Raw genomic sequence first — 22,440 nt, 5'->3', positions numbered from 1 at the left:
GGGCGGGGGCGGCAACCGGGGTGGCGGCAATCGCGGTGGTGGAAACCGTGGCGGCAACCGCTGAGCGCCGCAGAAGCACCTTGAATCACAGGGTTGATCTGCGGTAGAAAGCCCGCAGGTTAAAATCATGGGCTTTATTCAATTTTTGAATAATTTAAAAATCCAAAAAATCTCAGTTAAGGAACTTTCATGGCTATCGAACGCACTCTCTCCATCATCAAACCCGACGCAGTGGCCAAAAACGTGATCGGCCAGATCTACGCGCGTTTTGAAGCCGCCGGCCTGAAGGTTGTGGCCGCCCGCATGGCGCACCTGTCGCAAGGCGAAGCCGAGGCTTTCTACGCCGTGCACAAAGAGCGTCCTTTCTTCAAGGACCTGGTGTCCTTCATGATTTCCGGCCCAGTCATGATCCAGGCGCTGGAAGGCGAGGGCGCCATCCTGAAGAACCGCGACCTGATGGGCGCCACCGACCCGAAGAAGGCCGCTCCCGGCACCATTCGCGCCGACTTCGCCGACAGCATTGACGCCAATGCCGTGCACGGTTCCGACGCCGCGGAAACCGCCAAGGTGGAAATCGCCTTCTTTTTCCCCGGCATGAACGTCTACTCGCGTTAAATCATGTCCGACCCCATGCTTCGCTACCCTTTGCCGGGGCTGTCGCTTGCCTGGGGCGGTTCAGCCGGTTGCCTGCTGCGATGACGGCCAACCTTCTTGACTTCGATCTCGATGGTTTGGCCGCCTTCTGCGAGCGGCTCGGCGAAAAGCGCTTTCGCGCCACCCAGCTTTTTCGCTGGATCCATCAAAAGGGGGCGACCGATTTCACGCAGATGACGGACCTGGCGAAGTCCCTGCGCGAAAAGCTCACCGGTTCGGCCCATATCCAGGGACCCAAAGTGGTGTCCCGACACGATTCCGCCGACGGCACCATCAAATGGCTGTTCGACGTCGGCGCAGGCGATGTCATTGAAACCGTTTTCATCCCGGAAACCGACCGCGGCACCCTGTGCATTTCCTCCCAGGCCGGTTGCGCCGTGGGCTGCCGTTTCTGCTCGACGGGCCACCAGGGCTTCAGCCGCAACCTGACCACCGGGGAAATCATCTCCCAGCTGTGGTTTGCCGAACACTTCCTGCGCCAGCACCTGGGCCGCGAGGAGCGCATCATCTCCAATGTGGTCATGATGGGCATGGGCGAGCCCCTGCAAAACTACGGGCAATTGCTTCCGGCGCTCAAGGTCATGCTGGACGACCACGGCTACGGTCTGTCCCGGCGCCGCGTCACGGTTTCCACCTCGGGCGTGGTGCCCATGATCGACCGCCTTGCGGGCGATTGCCCGGTGGCCCTGGCCGTCTCGTTGCATGCCCCCGAAGACGCGCTGCGCGACAACCTCGTGCCGCTGAACAAAAAATACCCCATCGCGGAATTGCTGGAGGCCTGCACTCGCTACCAAGCTTCGGCCCCCCGGGACTTCATCACCTTTGAATATTGCATGCTGGACGGGGTGAACGACCAGCCCGCGCATGCGCGCCAATTGGTGGCGCTGGTCCAGGCGCACGCGGCGCGCGGCCTGTCCTGCAAATTCAACCTGATTCCCTTCAACCCTTTTCCGGCCTCGGGCCTCAAGCGCTCCGACATGACGCAGGTCGCCGCATTTGCGAAAATCCTGATGGACGCGGGCATTGTGACCACGGTGCGAAAAACCCGGGGAGACGATATCGATGCGGCTTGCGGGCAACTCGCTGGCGATGTGCAGGACCGCACGGGAGTGGAGCAGCGCATGGCCGCCCAGCGGCAAGGTATGCTCGGGGGAATTAAAGTCGTTGTGGCCAAGGGGATGGGTGTATGAGGTTTTTCTCCAATGTGATCTGGTTGCCGGTGTGCTGGCTGGTCGTGATGCTGGCGGGTTGCGCCAATCAGCCAGGCGCTCCCGGGTCGGCCGGGGCTTCCACCGGCCGTACTGACATCGTCACCGAATCGGATGAGCCCGACGGCCGCCGGCGCGCCCGGCTCAGGCTTGAACTGGCCTCGGGCTATTTCGAGCAAGGCCAGACCAATGTGGCGCTCGACGAAATCAAGCAAGCCTTGCTGGCCGACCCGACTTACGGGGATGCCTACAACCTGCGCGGCCTGGTGTACATGCGCCTCAATGACATCCCGATGGCCGAGGACAGCTTTCGACGCGCGCTCGCGATGAATGCGCGTGATTCGGATGCTGCGCATAACTACGGCTGGCTGATGTGCCAGCAAGGGCGTTACAACGATGCCCTGCGTTTGTTCGGCCAGGCGGCGTCCAACCCCAACTATGGGGGGATGGCCAAGACTTTGATGATGCAGGGGATCTGCCAGGTTCGCGCGGGGCAGCGCGCCGAAGCCGAGCAAAGCTTCATGCAGTCCTACGAGCTGAACGCGGGCAATCCCATTACGGGCTACAACCTGGCCCATCTTTTGTATGAGCGCGGTGAACTGACCCGCGCCCAGTTCTACATTCGCCGCATCAACAACAGCGACCTGGCCAACGCCGAAAGCCTGTGGCTGGGCATCAAGACCGAGCAAAAGCTGAACAACCGGCAAGCGGTGCTTCAGTTGGGCGAGCAGCTGAAAAAGCGGTTTGCTCAGTCTCGCGAAGCGGCGGCCTACGAGAAGGGCGCTTTCAATGAGTGAACTTGACCCGATACCCCTGGGGCCCTCGAGCAGCGAGGCGGCGCCCTCCGGCTTCAGCCACAGCGGCATGCCGGCGCCCGATGCGACGGCTGGCAGCCTGTTGCGCGAGGCCAGGGAAGCTGCGGGCATACACATTGCCGCGCTTGCGGTGTCGCTCAAGGTTCCCGTGAAGAAACTCGAGGCACTCGAACAGGACCGCTTCGACCTCCTGCCTGATGCCGTTTTTGTGCGGGCACTGGCCTCCAGCGTATGCCGCACCCTCAAACTCGATGCGGCCCCCGTGCTGGGCCTTCTGCCTCAGACCAGCGCGCCCAAGCTGACCTACCAGGGAACGAGCATCAATGCCCCGTTCCGCTCGCCGGGCGAAGGCCCTGGGCCTTCGATTTGGACCCAGGTTTCCAGGCCTGCGGTCCTGGCTGGCCTGCTCCTGCTGCTGGGCGCCTTGGTCCTGATTTTCCTGCCGGCCGTCAAACACGACGGCAGCAATGGCAACGCCGACGCGACCATGCCACCGGGCAGCGCAGACGTCGGCAAGCCGCTACCGGTTGCCATCGCCGGCCCTGGCCTCGCCAAACCTGCCGTCCCGGCTGAGCCGTCCAACGCGCCTGATATCGCTGCTGGCCCCGCTGTGGCTCCCATGTCTACCGCTGCACTTCCCCCGACGCTGGTCAACCCTGCGCCGCCGGCAGCCAGCGTCTCGGCGCCTGCCGTCGCATCTGTGGCCCCTTCGGTACCTGCGACCCCTGCTACCCCTGTGGCGCCAGCTCCCGTCGCCGCCGCCTCGCAGCCTATGCCCGCAGGCATCGTGACCTTCAGCGCCAAGGGTGAATCCTGGGTGGAGGTGACCGATGCCAGGGGCACGGTCGTGTTGCGCCGCACCCTGACGGCCGGTGAGGTCGCCGGCGCATCCGGTGTCTTGCCGCTGGCTGCTGTGGTCGGCAAGGCCGATCTGACGCAGGTGCAGGTGCGCGGAAAGGCCTTCGACCTGAACGCCGTCGCCAGGGACAACGTTGCCCGCTTCGAGGTGAAATAGTGCCGCAGGCCAGTCTTCCCATTGAATCCGCCTTTCCCAAGGCGCGGCGCTCCCTCCAGGCGCAGGTCGCCTGGGGTTCGCGCATCGTCACCGTGGGCGGCGATGCGCCGGTGCGCGTGCAGTCCATGACCAACACCGACACGGTCGATGCCATAGGCACCGCGATCCAGGTCAAAGAACTCGCGCTGGCGGGCTCCGAAATGGTCCGCATCACGGTCAACACGCCCGAAGCTGCCCAGGCCGTGCCGTACGTGCGCGAGCAGCTCGATCGCATGGGGATAGACGTACCTTTGATCGGCGACTTCCACTACAACGGCCACCGCCTGCTGACCGACTATCCGGACTGTGCCCAGGCCTTGTCCAAATACCGCATCAACCCCGGCAATGTCGGCAAGGGCGACAAGCGCGACCGGCAGTTCGGCCAGATGATAGAAGTCGCCATGCGCTGGAACAAGGTCGTTCGCATAGGCGTGAACTGGGGCAGCCTGGACCAGGAACTGCTGGCCAGCCTGATGGATGAAAACAGCGCGCGTGCGGTGCCCTGGGATGCGAAGCAGGTGATGTATGAGGCCCTGATCACCTCCGCGGTGGAGTCGGCCCAGCGCGCCGAGGAAATGGGCATGCCCCGCAGCCAGATCATCCTGTCCTGCAAGGTCAGCGGCGTGCAGGACCTGATTTCGGTCTACCGCGAGCTGGCCCGGCGCACGGACCATGCTCTCCACCTGGGCCTGACCGAAGCCGGCATGGGCACCAAGGGCACGGTGGCCTCGGCCACGGCGCTGTCGGTTTTGCTGCAGGAGGGCGTGGGCGACACCATACGCGTCTCCCTGACCCCCCAACCGGGCGAGGCCCGCACCCAGGAAGTGGTGATCGCTTCCGAAATCCTGCAGGCGCTGGGCCTGCGCACCTTTGTGCCCAGCGTGACGGCCTGCCCCGGATGCGGCCGCACCACCAGCACCACCTTCCAGGAACTGGCCAAGCAGATCGACGACTTCCTGCGCGCCCAGATGCCCGTCTGGCGCGAGCAGTACCCAGGCGTCGAAGGACTCAAAGTGGCCGTGATGGGCTGCATCGTCAACGGCCCGGGCGAGAGCAAGCACGCTGACATCGGCATCAGCCTGCCAGGCTCGGGCGAAGCACCTGCCGCGCCGGTCTTCATCGACGGCGAGAAAAAGCTGACCCTGCGCGGCGACAACATCGCGCGCGAGTTCCAGGTCATCGTTGAAAACTACATTGAAAAACGGTTTGGCGCGCACGCTGTCGCCGAAACCGCGTAATACCCATGGCTGAAAAAACAGTTGCCGCTGCGGCGGAGAAGCCCGCTTTGGCGAAGACGGAAAAACTCCTGGCCGTCAAAGGCATGAACGACATCCTGCCGCCCGAATCGGCGCGCTGGGAGTGGTTTGAGGCCAAGGTGCGCGCGCTGATGGCGCGCTATGCCTACGCCAATGTGCGCACCCCCATCGTCGAGCCGACCGCACTGTTTGTGCGCGGCCTCGGCGAGGTCACCGACATCGTCGAAAAAGAGATGTACTCTTTCGTGGATTCGATGAACGGCGACAGGCTCACGCTGCGTCCCGAGGCCACGGCCGGCATCGTGCGCGCCATGGTCGAGCACAACGCGCTGTACAACGGGCCCATGCGGGTCTGGTCCGCGGTGACGCTGTTTCGCCACGAAAGGCCGCAAAAGGGGCGTTACCGCCAGTTCCACCAGATCGACGTCGAGGCCCTGGGCTTTGCCGGGCCCGATGTGGACGCCGAGCAGATTCTGATGTGCCGGGCGCTGCTGCGCGACCTGGGCATTCCCATGGAGCACGTGCGGCTCGAGCTCAACAGCCTGGGCCAGCCCGGCGAACGCATGGCGCACCGCGCTGCGCTGATCGCGCACTTCGAGGCGCATGCCGAAGTGCTGGACGAAGACGCCAGGCGCCGGCTGCACAGCAACCCGCTGCGTATCCTGGACACCAAGAATCCCGCCATGCAGGCCATCGTCGAAGCGGCGCCCAAACTGATGGACTTCCTCGGCGAAGCCTCGCTCGCCCACCTGAACGCGGTGCGCGCGGTGCTCGACGCGGCGGGGCTGGCCTACAACATCAACCCGCGCCTGGTGCGCGGCATGGACTACTACAACCTCACCGTGTTCGAGTGGATCACCGACAAGCTCGGCTCGCAGGGCACGGTCTGCGGGGGAGGGCGCTACGACGGCCTTTTCGAGCAGCTGGGCGGCAAGCCGACGCCAGCGGTCGGCTGGGGCATGGGCGTGGAGCGCATGCTGCTGCTGCTTGAGGCGGTCGGCGTGCTGCCGCCCGACAACGCGCCCGACGCCTACGCCATTCTGCCGTCGGCCCAGGCCTTGCCCGCCGCCATGGCCGCCTGCGAGGCCCTGCGCGGCGCCGGCATCAAGGTGCAGATGCACGGCGGCACGGCCGAAGGCATGGGCAGCATGAAATCCCAGTTCAAGAAGGCCGACGGCAGTGGCGCGCGTTATGCGCTGATTTTCGGCGACGACGAACTGGCCCAGGGCCGGGTCGCCGTCAAGCACCTGCGCGGCGAAAAAGACCAGGCCCTGCAGGCCCAGATACTCCAGCCGCTGGACGACGTAGCTACCTGGGCCCATACCCTGCGCGGCTGAACCAGCGGGTAGCGCCCCCCCCCCCGGGCGCCTGTCGCTGGCCTCTACAATCACCCCAACTCAATCCGCGCCGTCACCGGGCAGAACAAGAAGACTTTTATGGCAAAACACCTCGATTTGGAAGAACAGGAACAGCTTGACGAACTCAAGCACTTCTGGAAACAGTACGGTGACATGATCACTTGGGCGCTGATTGTCGTGTTGGGCGCCTTCGCGGCCTGGAATGGTTACCAGTACTGGCAGCGCAACAAGGCGGCCCAGGCCGCGGTCATGTACGAGGAGGTCGAGCGTTCCGTGCAATCGGGCGACGTTGCCCGAATTGACCGCTCCCTGGCCGACATGAAAGAACGTTTCAGCGGAACCGCCTATGCCCAGCAGGCCGGCCTGCTGGCCGCCCGGGCTTACTACGACAAGGGCAATGTCGACGCTTCGCGTGCCGCCCTGACCTGGGTTGCCGAAAAGGCCTCCGACGAAGGCTACCAGGCCGTCGCGCGACTGCGCCTGGCGGGCCTGTTGCTCGAGAAGAAGGCTTACGACGAAGCGCTCCAGCAGGTTTCGGGCAGCTTCCCCAAGGGTTTCACGGCGCTCGCCGCCGACCGCCGCGGCGACATCTTCGCCGCCCAGGGCAAAAAGGCCGAGGCCAAGGCGGAATATGAGAAGGCCTACAAGGAGCTCGACGAGCGCGCCGAATACCGCCGCCTCGTGGAAGTCAAACTCAATGCGCTGGGTGTAGACCCGGCCGCTCAGGCCAAATCCGCAACCGCAGCATCGACTACCGAGGTGAAGAAATGATCCGTCCGTCTTTCAGGCCCCTGACCCATGCCGCGCGAGTGCCGGCCCTCATCCTGTTGCTGGCCGCCCTTGGCGGGTGCTCGATGTTCGGCAGCGGTCCCGCCAAGCCCCAGCCCGCTGAACTCCAACCGGTGACGGCCCTGGTGTCGGCCCGCCAGACCTGGGCCACGCGTGTCGGGCCGGTAAATTTCCCATTGGATACCGGTGTTTCGGGCAATAGCGTGGCGGTGGCCAGCGGGGACGGCACCGTTGCCCTGATTGACGCCCAGACCGGCCGTGACGTGTGGCGTCTGGCGCTCAACACGCCCTTGGCGGCAGGCGCCGGCAACGACGGCAAAGTCGTAGCTGTGGTCACCAAGACCAACGAAATCGTCGCCCTGCAGGATGGCCGCGAACTGTGGCGCCAGAAGTTGGGTGCCCAGGCCTTTACCGCACCTTTCGTGGCCGGCGCACGAGTGTTTGTGCTCGCGGCGGACCGCTCGGTCAACGCCTTTGACGGGCAGACCGGGCGCAAGCTTTGGACCCAGCAGCGCCCCAATGAGCCCCTGATCCTGCGCCAGTCCGGCGTGATGCTGGCCGTCGGTGACACCCTGGTGGTGGGCCTGGCTGGCCGCCTGGCGGGCCTGAATCCCTCCACCGGCAGCATCCGCTGGGAAGCCCCGATCGCGACGCCGCGCGGCATCAATGACGTGGAGCGCCTGGTCGACCTGGTCGGGCGCGTCAGCCGCCAGGGCGACGTCGTTTGCGCGCGCGCCTTCCAGGCCAGCGTCGGCTGCGTCAACGCCGCGCGCGGCAACCTGCTCTGGACCAAACCCGCCAATGGCGTGCAGGGCCTGGACGGCGACGACCGATTTGTGTTCGGCACTGAAGCCGACGGCAACGTGCTTGCCTGGCGCCGCACCGACGGCGAGCGCGCCTGGAGCACGGACCGCCTGCGTTACCGTGGCCTGACCGCGCCGCTGGTCGTGGGGCGTTCCATCGCCATCGGCGACTTCACCGGTTACCTGCACCTGCTGTCGCGTGAAGACGGCTCTCTGCTCAACCGCCTGCCCACCGATGGCACCGCCATCGCCGCCACCCCCGTGCTGGTGGGCAATACGCTGATTGCCGTGACCCAGGGCGGCGGCGTTTACGGCTTCCAGCCCCAATAAAGAGCCCTGCGGCTCCGCCAGAAACTGATTGATGAAACCTGTCATTGCGCTAGTCGGCCGCCCCAATGTGGGCAAGTCGACGCTTTTCAACCGGCTGACCAAGACGCGGGATGCGATCGTGGCCGACTTTGCCGGCCTGACGCGGGATCGTCATTACGGTAACGGCAAACTGGGCCCCCACGAGTACATCGTGATCGACACCGGCGGCTTCGAGCCCGACGCGGCCTCCGGTATCTACAAGGAAATGGCCAAGCAGACGCGGCAGGCGGTCGCCGAGGCCGACGTGGTGGTTTTTGTGGTCGATGCCCGCGCCGGCATCAGCGCGCAGGACCATGACATCGCCAAATACCTGCGCAAACTGGGCAAGCCCACGGTGCTGACAGCCAACAAGGCCGAGGGGATGACCGAAGGCGTGCAGATGTCCGAGTTCTTCGAACTGGGCCTGGGCGAGGTGCTTCCGGTTTCCGCCTCGCACGGCCAGGGCATGCGCACGCTGGTCGACACGGCGCTGGCGCCGCTCAACCTGCCCGACCCGGAAGAAGAGCCTGAGCCGCAGGACCCCTCCGTCATCCGCCTGGCCGTGGCGGGACGCCCCAATGTGGGGAAATCCACGCTGATCAACACCTGGCTGGGCGAAGAACGCCTGGTGGCCTTCGACCTGCCCGGCACCACCCGCGACACCATTTCCGTGCCTTTTGAGCGCGCCGGGCAGAAGTTTGAGCTCATAGACACCGCCGGGCTGCGCCGCAAGGGCAAGGTTTTCGAGGCCATCGAGAAGTTTTCCGTCGTCAAGACCCTACAGGCCATCGAAAACGCCAATGTGGTGCTGTTGCTGCTGGACGCCACCCAGGGCGTGACCGACCAGGACGCTCATATCGCCGGCTACATCCTGGAAAGCGGCCGCTCCGTGGTGGTGGCCGTCAACAAGTCGGACGCGGTGGACTCCTACCAGCGCGAACTGCTGGAGCGCTCCATTGAAACCCGGCTGGGTTTTCTCAAATTCGCCTCCATTCACGCGATTTCGGCCATCAAGCGCCAAGGCCTGGGCCCGGTCTGGAAATCCATCGTACAGGCCCATGCCTCGGCCAACCGCAAGATGTCCACCCCGGTGCTGACCCGGCTACTGCTCGAGGCGGTGCAGTTTCAGCAGCCCCAGCGCTCGGGCGTGTTCCGCCCCAAGCTGCGCTACGCCCACCAAGGCGGCATGAACCCGCCCATCATCATCATCCACGGCAACTCGCTGGAACATGTCACCGAGTCCTATAAACGCTACCTGGAAGGGCGTTTTCGCAAGGAGTTCGACCTGGTCGGCACCCCCTTGCGCATCCAGATGAAAAGCTCGCACAACCCCTTTAAGGACAAGGAATCGGCCTAGGACTACATGACCCGGCGCTAGCGCTGTGGTAAGGTCAGGTTCTATTAACTTTTGAACACGGAAAATATCGTGAGCAATAACAAAGGCCAGCTCTTGCAGGACCCATTTCTCAACACCTTGCGTCGCGAGCATGTTCCTGTTTCCATCTATCTCGTCAACGGGATCAAATTGCAGGGCCAGATCGAATCCTTCGATCAATACGTGGTTCTGCTTCGCAACACTGTGACCCAGATGGTCTACAAGCATGCGATTTCCACCATCGTTCCCGGCCGCGCGGTAAATTTCGCGACCAGCGAGTCTGAAGAAAGCCCCGCCAGCTGAGTTCGTCCGATGCTCCGGTGAGCCCGAAACCCCTTGTGCTTCTGGTGGGGGTTGATCTCGGGTTCCCGAACTTTGATTCTGATCTGCAGGAACTGGGTTTGCTCGCGCAAACAGCGGGCCTGCAGCCGGTCGCGCGCGTCACTTGCAGGCGCAAGGCGCCCGACGCCGCACTTTTCATCGGCAGCGGCAAGGCCGACGAGATCAAGCTGCTGGCGCTGGACACCGGCGCCACCGAGGTTTTGTTCGATCAGTCCCTGAGCCCGGCCCAGCAGCGCAACCTTGAGCGTCACCTCGACATGCCGGTCAACGACCGGACCCTGCTGATCCTTGAAATCTTCGCCCAGCGCGCGCGCAGCCACGAAGGCAAGCTGCAGGTCGAGCTGGCCCGGCTGCAGTACATGTCCACGCGCCTGGTGCGCCGCTGGTCCCACCTGGAGCGGCAAACCGGCGGCGCCGGCGTGCGCGGCGGCCCCGGTGAAAAGCAGATCGAGCTCGACAAACGCATGATCGGCGACGCCATCAAGCGCACCAAGGAACGCCTGGCCAAAGTCAAAAAGCAGCGGCAAACCCAGCGCAAGCAGCGCGAGCGCCGCAATTCCTTCACCATCTCCCTGGTGGGCTACACCAACGCGGGCAAGTCCACGCTCTTCAATGCGCTGGTCAAGGCGCGCGCCTATGCCGCCGACCAGCTGTTCGCCACGCTGGACACCACCACCCGCCAGCTCTACCTGGGCGATGCCGGGCGCTCGGTTTCGCTGTCGGACACCGTGGGTTTTATCCGCGACCTGCCGCACGGCCTGATAGACGCCTTCGCCGCGACCCTGCAGGAAGCCGCCGACGCCGACTTGCTGCTGCATGTGGTGGACGGCGCCAACCCCGACTATCTCGAGCAGATCGAGCAGGTGCAGCGCGTGCTCTCGGAGATCGGCGCGGCCGACGTGCCGCAAATACTTGTCTTCAACAAGCTGGATGCCATTGAAAAGGACAGCTTGCCCCTGCAACTGCAGGATATGTTCGAACTCAGGGACGCGTTTGAGGGCTCCAGCCGCAGCGCTGAACGGGTGTTTGTGAGCGCCCGGACGGGCGAGGGCCTGCCGCTTCTGCGTGCCTTGCTGGCCGGCTACGCGGCCCATGCGCCGGCCGAGGAAATCCCCCTGGCCGCCGAGGACCTTGCCTGATATGGCGAATTCATTAGGCACAATGTCGGTGTAATGAAAAAAAGTGAGTTTGATCCCATGAATCTGAACCCCGTGCTGCAGACTTTGACGACCTTGCCAGGTCGGCTCAGGCAACGCGCCCAAGGCATGTTCAACCTCAATGATCCGCGCTGGGGCCGGGACGAAGACAAAGCCTCGTCCGACGACAGCAAGCCGGAGGCGCCCCGGGACGACAAGCAGCCGCAACGTCCCCCTAACCGTCCGCAAGGGCAAGGCCCCAACCAGGGCCCGCCCGACCTCGACGAACTCTGGCGCGACTTCAATCGCAAGCTGGGCGGGCTTTTTGGTGGTGGCAAAAACAACAACCCCAACCGCGGCGGTTTCGGCCGCGGCAACGGCGGCGGCAATAACGGCGGCTTCCAGCCCGACATGAAAAGCGCCGGCATAGGCGTCGGCCTGATCGCCAGCGTCGCCGTGCTGATCTGGCTGGGCACCGGCTTTTTTATCGTCCAGGAAGGCCAGCAGGCCGTCATCACCCAGTTCGGCAAATACCACTCCACCGTGGGCGCGGGTTTCAACTGGCGCCTGCCTTATCCCGTCCAGCGCCACGAGATCGTCGTGGTCACGCAGATCCGCTCGGTGGACGTCGGCCGCGACGTCATCATCAAGGCCACGGGGCTGCGCGACTCGGCCATGCTGACCGAGGACGAAAACATCGTCGAAATCAAATTCGCCGTGCAGTACCGCCTGAGCGACGCACGCGCCTACCTATTTGAAAGCAAGGACCCGGCCGCCGCGGTGGTACAGGCCGCCGAGACCGCTGTGCGCGAAGTTGTCGGCAAGATGAAGATGGACTCGGCGCTCGCCGACGAACGCGACCAGATCGGGCCGCGCGTGCGTACCCTGATGCAGACCATCCTGGACCGCTACAAGGTCGGTGTTGAAGTGGTCGGCATCAACTTGCAGCAAAGCGGCGTGCGCCCGCCTGAGCAGGTGCAGTCGGCCTTCGACGACGTGCTCAAGGCCGGCCAGGAGCGGGAACGTACCAAGAACGAAGCCCAGGCCTATGCCAACAACGTGATCCCGCGCGCGGTCGGTTCCGCCTCGCGCCTGAAGGAAGAGTCTGAAGCCTACAAGGCCAAGATCGTGGCGCAGGCCCAGGGTGATGCGCAGCGCTTCCGTTCCGTGCTGGCCGAATACCAGAAAGCGCCCCAGGTCACACGCGACCGCATGTACATCGATGCCATGCAACAGGTGTACACCAATGTCACCAAGGTGCTGGTCGAATCGCGCCAGGGCAGCAACCTGCTGTACCTGCCGCTGGACAAGATCATGCAGATGACGGCCCAGGGCGATGCCGCTGTGTCGGGCGAGACCGCGCTGATCCCCGGCCCGGCTTCTTCCGCCGCGGTCCCTGCCGCGCCCACCTCCAGCCTGCCACCCATCGATGCCCGTTCGCGCGACTCCGCCCGATCGCGCGACCGTGAAACACGCTAAGGAAGACGATCGTGAATAGAGTTGGATTTATTGTTTCCTCGCTGCTCGTCCTCCTGGCATTGCTCAGTTCCACGCTGTTCGTGGTCGACCAGCGCCAGTTTGGCGTGGTCTATGCCCTGGGGCAGATCAAGGACGTGGTTACCGAGCCCGGCCTGCATTTCAAGATGCCGCCGCCTTTCCAGAATGTCACGTACATCGACAAGCGCCTGCTGGTGCTGGACAGCGTCGATGCCGAGCCCATGCTGACGGCTGAAAAGCAGCGCGTCGTGATCGACTGGTATGTGCGCTGGCGCATCACCCAGCCCAGCGAGTACATCCGCAATGTCGGCCTGGACGAAAAAGCCGGTGCCAACCAGCTCAACCGCGTGGTCCGCAACGCCTTTCAGGAAGAGATCAACAAGCGCACTGTCAAGGACCTGCTCTCGCTCAAGCGCGAAGCGCTGATGGCCGACGTCAAGCGTGAGGTACTGCAGGCCGTACAGGGCGCCCAGCCCTGGGGCGTGGACGTGGTCGACGTGCGCATCACGCGCGTGGACTATGTCGAAGCCATCACCGATTCCGTCTACAAACGTATGGTGGCCGAGCGCCAGCGCGTGGCCAATGAACTGCGTTCCACCGGCCAGGCCGAAGGCGAAAAAATCCGCGCCGACGCCGATCGCCAGCGCGAGGTGACTATCGCCAATGCTTACCGCGACGCGCAAAAGGTCAAAGGCGAGGGCGATGCCGAAGCGGCGCGCACCTACGCCGAGTCGTTCGGCCGCGATCCGCAGTTCGCCCAGTTCTACCGCAGCCTGGATGCCTACAAGGCCAGCTTCAGCAAGAAAAGCGACGTGATGGTGCTGGATCCTTCGTCCGACTTCTTCAAGGCGATGCGCGGCCCCGGCTCAGGCAGCGCCGCACCGGCCAAAAAATAAGCCGGCGTGGACGGCAACACCTTCTGGCTGGCACTGGCCCTGATGCTGGTCATCGAGGGCCTGTTGCCCTTCATCTCTCCCGGTGGCTGGCGCCGCATGTTCGAGCAGATCCTCACGCTGGGCGACGGCCAGATCCGCTTCTTCGGGCTGTGCAGCATCGTGGCGGGCGTCGTCCTGTTGGTGCTGCTGGGCTGAATTTCACATCCACGGTCCAGGCACTATTTCTCTGCGGGGGCCTTATCAGCCTCCGGCAAGCGGAAAACCGGCTTCAAGCCCGGTAAAATGCTGTTTTTAACAGCCCACGAAAATCACAATGCCCGCCTGGTCGTCATCATGGCAATTGCCCGATCAAATTGCCGATGTCCTGCCCTCCGAGGCGCGCCACATCGAAGAGCTGCGCCGCCTGTTCCTGGACACCGCCCGCAGCTACGGCTATGAACTCGTCATGCCGCCGCTGCTCGAGCACCTCGAGTCGCTGCTGACCGGCACCGGCGAAGCGCTGGATTTGCAAACCTTCAAGCTGGTTGATCAGCTCTCCGGCCGCACCCTGGGCCTGCGCGCCGACACCACCCCCCAGGTTGCCCGTATTGACGCCCACTTGCTCAACCGCAGCGGGGTGGCGCGCCTGTGCTACTGCGGCCCGGTACTGCACACCCGCGCCGACAGGCCCCACGCCACCCGCGAGCCGCTGCAGTTCGGCGCTGAAATCTACGGCCATGCCGGCCTCGAGGCCGACCTCGAAGCCCAGCAGCTGGCGCTGCAGGGCCTGAAGGCCGCCGGCGTCACCGCATTGAGCGTCGACATGGCCGACGTGCGCATCGTGGGCAGCCTGCTGGCCGGCGCCACCGTCAGCGCCAAGACCCTGGCCTTGATCCACGCCGCGCTGGCCGCCAAGGACGCGAGCGAGCTCGACAGCCTCACCGCCAGCCCCAGCAGCGGCATTTCCGCCGCAGCGCGCCAGGGCCTGAAGGCGCTGCTGCAGCTATACGGCGACGAAAAAGTCCTGGCCGAGGCCGAAAAAGCCTTGCCGCCGTCGACAGGCCTCAAGGCCGCGCTGCAGAACCTCAAATGGCTGGCCGCCCACACCGGTGGTGAAAGCGGCGAGGTCAAGGTCAGCTTCGACCTGGCCGACCTGCGCGGTTATGCCTATTACAGCGGCACACGCTTTGCCATCTACGGGCAGGGCGCCGAACTGGCGCGAGGCGGCCGCTATGACGAGGTCGGCGCCGTGTTCGGCCGCAACCGTCCGGCGGCCGGCTTCAGCCTGGACTTGAAGGAACTCGTCAGCGTGCTGCCGCCCCGGCCCCTGAAGGCCGCCATACGCGCACCCTGGAGCGAGGACGCCGGCCTGCGCGCGGCCATCGCCCGCCTGCGCGCCGGCGGCGAAACCGTGGCCTGTGTACTGCCTGGCCATGAACACGAAGTCAACGAATTCGATTGCGACCGCGAACTGGCCAACGCTGCCGGTCAATGGGTGGTCCAGCCCCTGAAGAAAGCCGCGTGAGGGCCCCGTGCCCCCGTCCGGCTTGATCCCAACACACCTTAACGAGAATTGAAGATGACAAACAAACAAACCGCAGACGCGGGCCGCAATGTCGTGGTCGTGGGCACCCAGTGGGGCGACGAAGGCAAGGGCAAGCTGGTCGACTGGCTGACTGAGATGTCGCAGGGCGTGGTGCGCTTCCAGGGCGGCCACAATGCCGGTCACACGCTGGTCATCAACGGCGTGAAGACCGCGCTGCACCTGATCCCGAGCGGCATCATGCGCCCGGGCGTGAAGTGCTACATCGGCAACGGTGTGGTGCTGTCGGCCGCCAAGCTGTTCGAGGAAATCGAAGGCCTGGAAAAAGCCGGCGTCGAAGTGCGCTCGCGCCTGCGCATCAGCGAGGCCTGCCCGCTGATCCTGCCATTCCACGCCGCGCTCGACATCGCGCGCGAAGCCTACCGCGAAAAGGGCGGTACCACCAAGATCGGCACCACCGGCCGTGGCATAGGCCCGGCCTATGAGGACAAGATCGCCCGTCGCGCCCTGCGCGTGCAGGACCTCAAATACCCCGACCGCTTCGCCGCCAAGCTGCGCGAGCTGCTGGAGTTGCACAACTTCGTGCTGACCGGCTACCTGCACGCGCCGGCCGTCGACTTCGACACCGTGTACGCCGAAGCCATGCGCCATGCCGAGTTGCTCAAGCCCATGATGGCCGACGTCTCGCGCGAGCTCAACGACGCCCACCGCGATGGCGCCAACCTGCTGTTTGAAGGCGCGCAGGGCACCTTGCTCGACGTCGACCACGGCACCTACCCTTATGTCACCTCCAGCAATTGCGTGGCCGGCAATGCCGCGGCCGGTGCCGGCGTGGGCCCGGGCATGCTGCACTACATCCTGGGCATCACCAAGGCCTATTGCACGCGTGTGGGCGGCGGGCCTTTCCCCACCGAACTCGACTGGGAAAAACCCGGCACCGTGGGCTACCACCTGAGCACCGTGGGCGCCGAAAAAGGCGTGACCACCGGGCGTAGCCGCCGCTGCGGCTGGTTCGATGCCGCGCTGCTCAAGCGCTCGGCCCAGGTCAACGGCCTGTCCGGCCTGTGCATCACCAAGCTGGACGTGCTCGACGGCATCGACGAGCTCAAGCTGTGCACCGGCTACGAGCTCGACGGCCACATCACCGACATCCTGCCCATGGGCGCCGAGGACATCGCGCGCTGCAAGCCGATTTACGAAACCCTGCCGGGCTGGAGCCAGAGCACGGTCGGTGTCACGGAGTACGACAAACTGCCCGCGGCCGCGCAAAAATACCTGCACCGTATCGAGGAAGTGACCGGCGTGCCTATCGACATGATCTCCACCAGCCCGGACCGCGACCACACCATCCTGCTGCGCAACCCCTACGCCGCAGCTTGAGCGGATACAGGCCACAGCTTTAGCCAAACAGCCTGCGGCCCAAACCGGTACAGGCAGCGAATACACCAGGAACATCAGGAGCGCCACCCATGTTGACAGAAGACGGCAAGCATCTCTATGTGAGCTACGACGAGTACCACAACCTGATTGAAAAACTGGCCATCAAGATCCACCAGTCGGGCTGGCAGTTCGACACCATCCTGTGCCTGGCTCGAGGCGGCATGCGCCCCGGCGACATCCTGTCGCGCATCTTCGACAAGCCGCTGGCCATCATGTCCACCAGCTCCTACCGCGCCGACGCCGGCATGACGCAGGGCAACCTCGACATTGCCCGCTTCATCACCACACCCAAAGGCGAAATCGCCGGCAAGGTGCTGCTGGTCGACGACCTGGCCGATTCCGGCCACACGCTCAATGCCGTGATCCACCAGCTCAAGAACAACTACCAGCCCATCACCGAGCTGCGCAGTGCGGTGATCTGGACCAAGGGTGTGTCCACCTTCCAGCCTGACTACTCGGTTGAGCTGTTGCCTACCAACCCCTGGATTCACCAGCCGTTTGAAGGCTATGACTCGCTGTCACCCGCGCAGCTCATGGCGAAGTGGAAGATTTGAGCCCCCACGCTTTTCACTGCGTCTTCGACTTCGTGTAATGCGCGAGGCCTTGCAGGCCGCGGCTCGCGAGACGCTTCGCCTCTGTCGCCCGTCCAAGCCTACGCAGGCAGGCTTGGAGCCGCGGGCTCCAGCCCCTCGGGGGCCGCTGCGCCAGGGGCCCGGCAAAGCCGGTTCCGCGGCCCCTGCTTGAAGTGGAAATTGACGCTTGCCGTTAACATCACTGGATGAGTGAAACATCCACCACCCTGATCCACCATCCTTATAAACCGCCCGCCGGGTTTGACGCCATCCCGCCCGGGGTTTACAAGGCTTCGACCATTGCCTTTTCCACCGTCGCCGCGCTGCGCAGCCGCGACTGGAAACACAAGACCGGCTACACCTACGGTCTGCACGGCACGCCGACCACCTTCACGCTGGAAGAGCGCATCGCCACGCTCGAAGGCGGCAAGCATTGCACCCTGGTCCCCAGCGGCCTGGCCGCTGTGGTGCTGGTCGGTATGGCGCTGCTCAAGGCCGGCGATGAGCTGCTGATCCCCGACAACGCCTACGGGCCCAACAAGACCTTCGCGCAGGGCGAGCTGGCCGCCTGGGGCATCACCCACCGGTTCTACGACGCGATGAACCCGGCCGACCTGGCTGCCAAGCTGGGCCCGAAAACCCGGCTGGTGTGGCTGGAAGCGCCGGGTTCGATCACACTGGAATTCCCCGACATGCCGGCCCTGGTCGCGGCCGTCAAGGCGCACAAGAACGCCCACCCCGCCGGCGTCGTGACCGCGCTCGACAACACCTGGGGGGCAGGGCTGGCCTTCAATGCCTTTGACCTCGGCCTGGACATCTCGGTCCAGGCCCTGACCAAATACCCCAGCGGCGGCGCCGACGTGCTGATGGGCTCCGTCGTCACGCGCGATGAGGCGCTGCATCACCTCGTCCATTTTTGCCATATGCGCGTCGGTTACGGCATAGGCGGCAACGATGCCGAACTGGTGCTGCGTGGCCTTAACAGCATGGCCTTGCGCTACGCCGCCCAGGATGCCGCCACGCGCGAACTGGCCGCCTGGCTGGCCGCCCGCCCGCAAATCGCCACCGTGCTGCACCCGGCCTTGCCCGGCTCGCCCGGCCATGAAGCCTGGAAGCGCGATTGCACAGGCGCAGCCTGCCTGATGAGTGCGGTCTTCAAGCCTGAGTTCACCCCCGAGCGGGTGGATCGCTTTTGTGACAGCCTGAAACTTTTCAAACTGGGTTACAGCTGGGCCGGGCCCATGAGTCTGTGCGCGCCCTACGACATTCCGGCGCTGCGCACCACGCCATGGCCCCACAAGGGCGGGCTGGTGCGGTTTTCGGTGGGGCTGGAGGCCGTGGCCGACCTGCAGGCCGATATCGCCCAGGCCCTGGAAAAAGCCTGACCCAAAGCCGCATCAAAAGCCTGGCATTGCCTGACGGCAATGCAGTACAGTAAGGGTTACCTCCTTACGAAAGCACGCAGTGGCAACTCCCAATTACTCTTACGAAAAGCGCCAGAAAGAGCTCGCGAAAAAACGCAAAAAAGAAGAAAAGCTCAAGCGCAAGGCGGAGGGCAAGCAGGATGATGCGGTCGACGATGAAAGCGCTGCGCCACCCGCTGACGGCAATGCGCCGGCCGGGGTGCCCCCCAGCGATTCGGCGCCCTAAAGTTTCAGGCTTTACGCACCCCGAAAGCCCGGCACACCCAGCGTGTTGCCGGGTTTTCTGTTGATGGATTCTGCTTTATTTGGGTAGCCAGCCCAGTTCCCTGGCATGCAGGCTTTGCACATACAGCCTGTCCGCCGTCTCCGTCACGGCGGTGGTTTCGGGATAGGCGCCCGACGGGTCCTGCAGGTCGGCCACCACTTTTCCTTCTTCGGTGAACGCCACCACATGGCCGTAGGCCTTGGGAATAGGCCAGAAGGCGCGCGGCAGGCGAAGCGTGAGTTTGCGCATAAAGGGCTTGCGGGCCATGCCGTCAATTTTCGGGTTGCGCGGCTTGACGAGGCCTACCCAGACTTTGCCGTCCAGGCCGCGCATCAGGTTGTCGGGGTAGCCCGGCAGGTTGTCAAAAAGCGGCTTGAGCCCGGCGCCGGGTTGACCGATGTCCTGCTCCCGCGCATCCACCGGCAGCTTCCAGATGCGGTATTTGCCGGTTTCGGCAACAAACAGCGAGCGCTCGTCCTGGCTCAAGGCCACACCGTTGGCAAAGCTCAGGCCCTTTGCCACGATGCGTGTGGCCCGGGTCGCCGGATCGTATTCAATCACCCGGCCCGTGGCGGACTGCTCCAGGATGTCGAGAATGCTGGCTTCGAAGGTGCCGCCCCAGTCCTGCGCCCCGAAGCGGGTGGAGGCATCGCTGAAATACACCTTGCCATTGCGGGCTACCACCGCCGCATTGGCATACAGAATCGGCGTGCCCGCGGCTTTGTCCGCCAGCACCGTCACTTTTTTGTCCGGCGAAATCGACAGCAGGCCCCTGAAGGCATCGGCGGCGATGATGTTGCCGGCCGCATCGAAGTCAAAACCCAGCACGCGGCCGCCGGTGTTGACCACCACCTCCCGGCCGCTGCCGTCCGGATTCATCCGCAGGATGGCGCCACTGGCCATCGCGGCGTAGAGTTTTCCATCCCGGGCCACCACCAGGTGCTCAGGGCCTTCTTCAGCCCCCAGCGGGATGGTTTTGAGCTTCGCGAGTTTGTCGTTGACCGCGAATGGGCCGCTGTAGCCGGGCGCCGCGGGCGCTTCCCAGCTTTGCGGCGTGATGGGCACCGGCCACAGGCACAGATAGGCGGCCAACCCGGCGAGGGCGATGCCGGTGGCGGCAAGGATTTTTTTCATGTTGTTGTCTCCTCCTCAAGAATGGCTCTGGCCAGCCCCGCCATGGTCTGCCTTGACCGGTCGGCCGCATTGAGCGGGGTGGCTTTCGGGTACTGGCTGAAGTTGCGCTCCATGGAGCGCGCATAGCCCGGGTCGTAGTGCAGGGTCAGCAACTCGCGCACCACCGAGGCCGCGTCGCCGGCGCGCGCGCGGGCCTGCCAGTCCTGCACCGTGGCCTTGCCGCGCACCTCCGTCAGGGCGCCCAGCCGCTCGCAGAAAAAAGCGGTGTCCGTGACGAAGAAGTCATAGTCCTCGAGCAGCAGCGCCACGCGCTCGTCTTCATGCAGGCGCAGGTCCAGGCAGGGACTGGCCCGCATGGCGGTCATCAGGCCTTCGGGCACCGCCACATTGCCGACCTTTTTACTTTCGCTTTCAACATAGACCGGCCTGGCCGGATCGAAGCCGCGCAGGGTGGACCAGATACCACTGTCAAAGGCCTTCTGGCTGGGCTGCTCAAGGCCGGGAATCGCGCCCAGCACCGAGCTGCGGTGCCTGGCCAGCGCCTCCAGGTCCAGAACCTGCGCGCCTTCGGTCGCCAGGGCCTGCAGCAACCGCGTCTTGCCGGACCCGGTGGGGCCGCACACCACGCGGTAGTGAAAGCGCGCCGCCAGCCGGGGCAGGTCGGCCACCAGCGCCGCCCTGAAGGCCTTGTAGCCGCCGTCGACCAGCGTGACCCGAAAGCCGATCTGCTCCAGCACCAGCGCCAGCGCGCCGCTGCGCTTGCCGCCGCGCCAGCAGTAGAGCAGGGGCTGCCATTCCCGCGGTTTGCCCAGCACATCGCGCTGTATGTGTTCGGCGATGTTTTTCGCGACCAGTGCCGCGCCCAGTTTTTTGGCCTCGAACTGGCTGATCTGCTTGTACCGGGTACCGACGATTTTCCGCTCCTCGTCGTGCAGGCTGGGCCAGTTCAGCGCACCGGGCAGGTGGTCCTCGGCGTATTCGCCCTCGCTGCGCGCGTCGATGATGTCGGAGTACCGGCCCAGGCTGGCCAGCGCTTCCTCGGCGGAAATGCGGTCCAGGCTCACTTGAGCAGTTTCTTCAGTTCGGGCCACACATTGGCCAGCATGCGGGCCTGCGACTGCTCGTTGGGGTGGATGCGGTCGGCCTGGAAGGCGGCCACCGGGTCGGCGGCGTCGGCGACGCCCTTGAGGAAGAAGGGCACCAGCGCCACTTTTTCGGCCTTGGCAACCTTGGCGAACAGGCCCGAAAAACTCGCCGCATAGGCGCTGCCGTAGTTGGGCGGCACCTGCATGCCGACCAGCAGTACCCGCGCGCCGGACTTTTTGGCGGCCTGCGTCATCGCGCTGAGGTTCTGCTCGGTCATGTCCAGCGGCAGGCCGCGCAGGGCGTCGTTGCCGCCCAGCTCTATCACCACCACGGCGGGCTTGTGCTGCGCCAGCAGGGCCGGCAGCCGGGAGCGGCCGCCCGAAGTCGTGTCTCCGCTGATGCTGGCGTTGATGACCTTGGCGCTTTTCTTTTCGCTGGCGATCTGCTTTTCCAGCAGCGGCACCCAGCCGGTGCCGCGCTTGAGGCCGTATTCGGCGCTCAGGGAGTCACCGACGACCAGCACCGTGTCGCCCTGGGCGGCGGAGGCGGGCGCCTGCGCCCAGGCAGACAGGGCCGCGCCCAGCAGCACCGCCGTGAACAGCGTGGCCAAAGGTTTTGCCAACCGTTCCGCCGTTTGACTGGCAAGCTTGGTAAAGTCGGATTTCATATTTTTTGACAAGGCTGACATGTTTGAACCCGCGGTGAATGGCGTGAACGATGCTTCCATGGCGTCCACAGCGTCCGGCATGGCCGGCGCGGCTGCAAAGCCTGAGGCATCAATTATTTCCGTGGAGCATGTTTTCAAGTCGGTCACTGACTCCACCGGCACATTGGCCATTTTGCGCGATATTGACTTCGCGCTCGCCGCGCGCGAAACCGCCGCCATTGTCGGCGCTTCGGGCTCGGGCAAAAGCACCTTGCTGTCCATCATCGCGGGGCTGGACACGCCCAGCCAGGGCACGGTCAAGCTGGCCGGGCAGGACCTGTTCGCCCTCAGTGAGGACGACCGCGCCGCCCTGCGTGCCCAGAAGGTCGGTTTTGTGTTCCAGAGCTTCCAGCTCATGGGCAACCTGAGCGCACTCGAGAACGTCATGCTGCCGCTGGAGTTGTCAGGCGCCAGGAATGCGCGCGCGCAGGCCACCGAGATGCTCAAGCGCGTCGGTCTGGGTGAGCGCCTGGGCCACTACCCCAAGGTGCTGTCGGGCGGCGAACAGCAGCGCGTGGCGCTGGCGCGGGCTTTTGTGGTGCAGCCGGCGGTGTTGCTGGCCGACGAGCCCACCGGCAGCCTGGATTTCGCCACCGGTGAAACCGTCATGTCGCTGATGTTCGAGCTCAACCGCGAACTTGGGACTACCTTGGTGCTGGTGACGCACGACCAGGGCATTGCCGCGCGCTGCGAGCGGCGCATCACCATAGACGCGGGACGGGTTGTTTCGGCCTGAGCACGGGCCACCCAGGCCGGCGCC

General features: G+C 64.6%; 23 protein-coding genes. 20 read left to right on the top strand and 3 right to left on the bottom strand.

Translation table 11 applies throughout. The features are described 5' to 3' along the window. Window positions 1-189: 189 nt before the first annotated feature. The 19 genes from ndk to ACEN8I_RS21910 all read left to right on the top strand — a co-directional run bounded on the left by ndk (window position 190) and on the right by ACEN8I_RS21910 (window position 18,715). The gene (ndk, locus tag ACEN8I_RS22000) at window positions 190-615 is read left to right on the top strand and encodes a nucleoside-diphosphate kinase (RefSeq protein WP_007871196.1); all 426 of its coding nucleotides are present in this window, start codon (window positions 190-192) and stop codon (window positions 613-615) included. A gap of 80 nt (window positions 616-695) precedes the next feature. After that, window positions 696-1,844, top strand: coding sequence for a 23S rRNA (adenine(2503)-C(2))-methyltransferase RlmN (gene rlmN / locus ACEN8I_RS21995; protein ID WP_413330739.1), 1,149 nt, complete (start codon window positions 696-698; stop codon window positions 1,842-1,844). Beyond that, window positions 1,841-2,659, top strand: coding sequence for a type IV pilus biogenesis/stability protein PilW (gene pilW, locus ACEN8I_RS21990; RefSeq protein WP_413330738.1), 819 nt, complete (start codon window positions 1,841-1,843; stop codon window positions 2,657-2,659). Before rlmN ends, pilW begins: the two co-directional genes overlap by 4 nt. Beyond that, a complete protein-coding gene (locus ACEN8I_RS21985) occupies window positions 2,652-3,692 on the top strand; it encodes a helix-turn-helix domain-containing protein (RefSeq protein ID WP_413330737.1) in 1,041 nt (346 codons plus the stop codon). Before pilW ends, ACEN8I_RS21985 begins: the two co-directional genes overlap by 8 nt. Window positions 3,693-3,712: 20 nt before the next feature. After that, window positions 3,713-4,969 carry a flavodoxin-dependent (E)-4-hydroxy-3-methylbut-2-enyl-diphosphate synthase gene (gene ispG, locus ACEN8I_RS21980; protein WP_413330741.1) on the top strand — a complete coding sequence of 419 codons (1,257 nt, stop codon included), beginning with the start codon at window positions 3,713-3,715 and terminating at the stop codon, window positions 4,967-4,969. A gap of 5 nt (window positions 4,970-4,974) precedes the next feature. Beyond that, window positions 4,975-6,324: a histidine--tRNA ligase gene (gene hisS / locus ACEN8I_RS21975; protein WP_413330736.1), complete on the top strand. Its 1,350-nt coding sequence runs from the start codon at window positions 4,975-4,977 to the stop codon at window positions 6,322-6,324. A 99-nt stretch (window positions 6,325-6,423) separates the two neighbouring features. Further along, entirely contained in the window at window positions 6,424-7,116 is a 693-nt protein-coding gene (locus ACEN8I_RS21970) for a YfgM family protein (RefSeq protein WP_413330735.1), read from the top strand. Beyond that, window positions 7,113-8,267: an outer membrane protein assembly factor BamB gene (gene bamB / locus ACEN8I_RS21965; protein ID WP_413330734.1), complete on the top strand. Its 1,155-nt coding sequence runs from the start codon at window positions 7,113-7,115 to the stop codon at window positions 8,265-8,267. Before ACEN8I_RS21970 ends, bamB begins: the two co-directional genes overlap by 4 nt. A 31-nt stretch (window positions 8,268-8,298) precedes the next feature. Next, window positions 8,299-9,642 carry a ribosome biogenesis GTPase Der gene (der, locus tag ACEN8I_RS21960; protein WP_413330733.1) on the top strand — a complete coding sequence of 448 codons (1,344 nt, stop codon included), beginning with the start codon at window positions 8,299-8,301 and terminating at the stop codon, window positions 9,640-9,642. A 69-nt stretch (window positions 9,643-9,711) separates the two neighbouring features. Further along, window positions 9,712-9,963, top strand: coding sequence for an RNA chaperone Hfq (gene hfq, locus ACEN8I_RS21955; protein ID WP_007871209.1), 252 nt, complete (start codon window positions 9,712-9,714; stop codon window positions 9,961-9,963). 44 nt (window positions 9,964-10,007) lie between these two features. Next, window positions 10,008-11,141, top strand: a complete 1,134-nt coding sequence (gene hflX / locus ACEN8I_RS21950) for a GTPase HflX (RefSeq protein ID WP_413330732.1) — start codon at window positions 10,008-10,010, stop codon at window positions 11,139-11,141. A 57-nt stretch (window positions 11,142-11,198) separates the two neighbouring features. Then, complete coding sequence (gene hflK, locus ACEN8I_RS21945) at window positions 11,199-12,617, top strand: FtsH protease activity modulator HflK (RefSeq protein ID WP_413330731.1); 1,419 nt, start codon at window positions 11,199-11,201, stop codon at window positions 12,615-12,617. Between the two features lie 11 nt (window positions 12,618-12,628). Beyond that, window positions 12,629-13,531, top strand: coding sequence for a protease modulator HflC (gene hflC, locus ACEN8I_RS21940; protein ID WP_413330730.1), 903 nt, complete (start codon window positions 12,629-12,631; stop codon window positions 13,529-13,531). A 6-nt stretch (window positions 13,532-13,537) separates the two neighbouring features. After that, window positions 13,538-13,726, top strand: a complete 189-nt coding sequence (locus ACEN8I_RS21935; RefSeq protein ID WP_413330729.1) for a DUF2065 domain-containing protein — start codon at window positions 13,538-13,540, stop codon at window positions 13,724-13,726. 118 nt (window positions 13,727-13,844) lie between these two features. Beyond that, window positions 13,845-15,035 (top strand): ATP phosphoribosyltransferase regulatory subunit, encoded by a 1,191-nt coding sequence (locus ACEN8I_RS21930; RefSeq protein ID WP_413330728.1) that lies wholly within the window; start codon window positions 13,845-13,847, stop codon window positions 15,033-15,035. 54 nt (window positions 15,036-15,089) lie between these two features. Continuing rightward, window positions 15,090-16,433, top strand: coding sequence for an adenylosuccinate synthase (locus ACEN8I_RS21925; RefSeq protein ID WP_413330727.1), 1,344 nt, complete (start codon window positions 15,090-15,092; stop codon window positions 16,431-16,433). Between the two features lie 89 nt (window positions 16,434-16,522). Further along, complete coding sequence (locus tag ACEN8I_RS21920; RefSeq protein ID WP_413330726.1) at window positions 16,523-17,047, top strand: phosphoribosyltransferase; 525 nt, start codon at window positions 16,523-16,525, stop codon at window positions 17,045-17,047. Between the two features lie 224 nt (window positions 17,048-17,271). Next, a complete protein-coding gene (locus ACEN8I_RS21915; protein ID WP_413330725.1) occupies window positions 17,272-18,450 on the top strand; it encodes a PLP-dependent transferase in 1,179 nt (392 codons plus the stop codon). 79 nt (window positions 18,451-18,529) lie between these two features. Continuing rightward, window positions 18,530-18,715 (top strand): hypothetical protein, encoded by a 186-nt coding sequence (locus tag ACEN8I_RS21910; RefSeq protein ID WP_413330724.1) that lies wholly within the window; start codon window positions 18,530-18,532, stop codon window positions 18,713-18,715. Between the two features lie 75 nt (window positions 18,716-18,790). Here the strand turns inward: ACEN8I_RS21910 and ACEN8I_RS21905 are convergent, their stop codons facing one another. The 3 genes from ACEN8I_RS21905 to ACEN8I_RS21895 are packed head-to-tail and all read right to left on the bottom strand — an operon-like array spanning window position 18,791 to window position 21,662. Beyond that, window positions 18,791-19,888 (bottom strand): SMP-30/gluconolactonase/LRE family protein, encoded by a 1,098-nt coding sequence (locus tag ACEN8I_RS21905; RefSeq protein ID WP_413330723.1) that lies wholly within the window; start codon window positions 19,886-19,888, stop codon window positions 18,791-18,793. After that, the gene (mnmH, locus tag ACEN8I_RS21900; RefSeq protein ID WP_413330722.1) at window positions 19,885-20,952 is read right to left on the bottom strand and encodes a tRNA 2-selenouridine(34) synthase MnmH; all 1,068 of its coding nucleotides are present in this window, start codon (window positions 20,950-20,952) and stop codon (window positions 19,885-19,887) included. The genes ACEN8I_RS21905 and mnmH overlap by 4 nt, the downstream gene beginning before the upstream one ends. Next, on the bottom strand, window positions 20,949-21,662 hold the full coding sequence (locus ACEN8I_RS21895) for an arylesterase (RefSeq protein ID WP_413330721.1): 714 nt from the start codon (window positions 21,660-21,662) through the stop codon (window positions 20,949-20,951). The genes mnmH and ACEN8I_RS21895 overlap by 4 nt, the downstream gene beginning before the upstream one ends. Before the next feature lie 37 nt (window positions 21,663-21,699). On the opposite strand from ACEN8I_RS21895, the gene ACEN8I_RS21890 reads away from it, so the two are divergent. Next, window positions 21,700-22,416 (top strand): ABC transporter ATP-binding protein, encoded by a 717-nt coding sequence (locus ACEN8I_RS21890; RefSeq protein ID WP_413330740.1) that lies wholly within the window; start codon window positions 21,700-21,702, stop codon window positions 22,414-22,416. Window positions 22,417-22,440: the final 24 nt, after the last annotated feature.

The sequence above is a fragment of the Polaromonas sp. CT11-55 genome, from assembly GCF_047303325.1.
In the GTDB taxonomy this organism is placed as follows: domain Bacteria; phylum Pseudomonadota; class Gammaproteobacteria; order Burkholderiales; family Burkholderiaceae_C; genus Polaromonas.
Note: the sequence above shows the minus strand (reverse complement) of the source record. Positions and strands in the feature narration are given on the sequence as shown.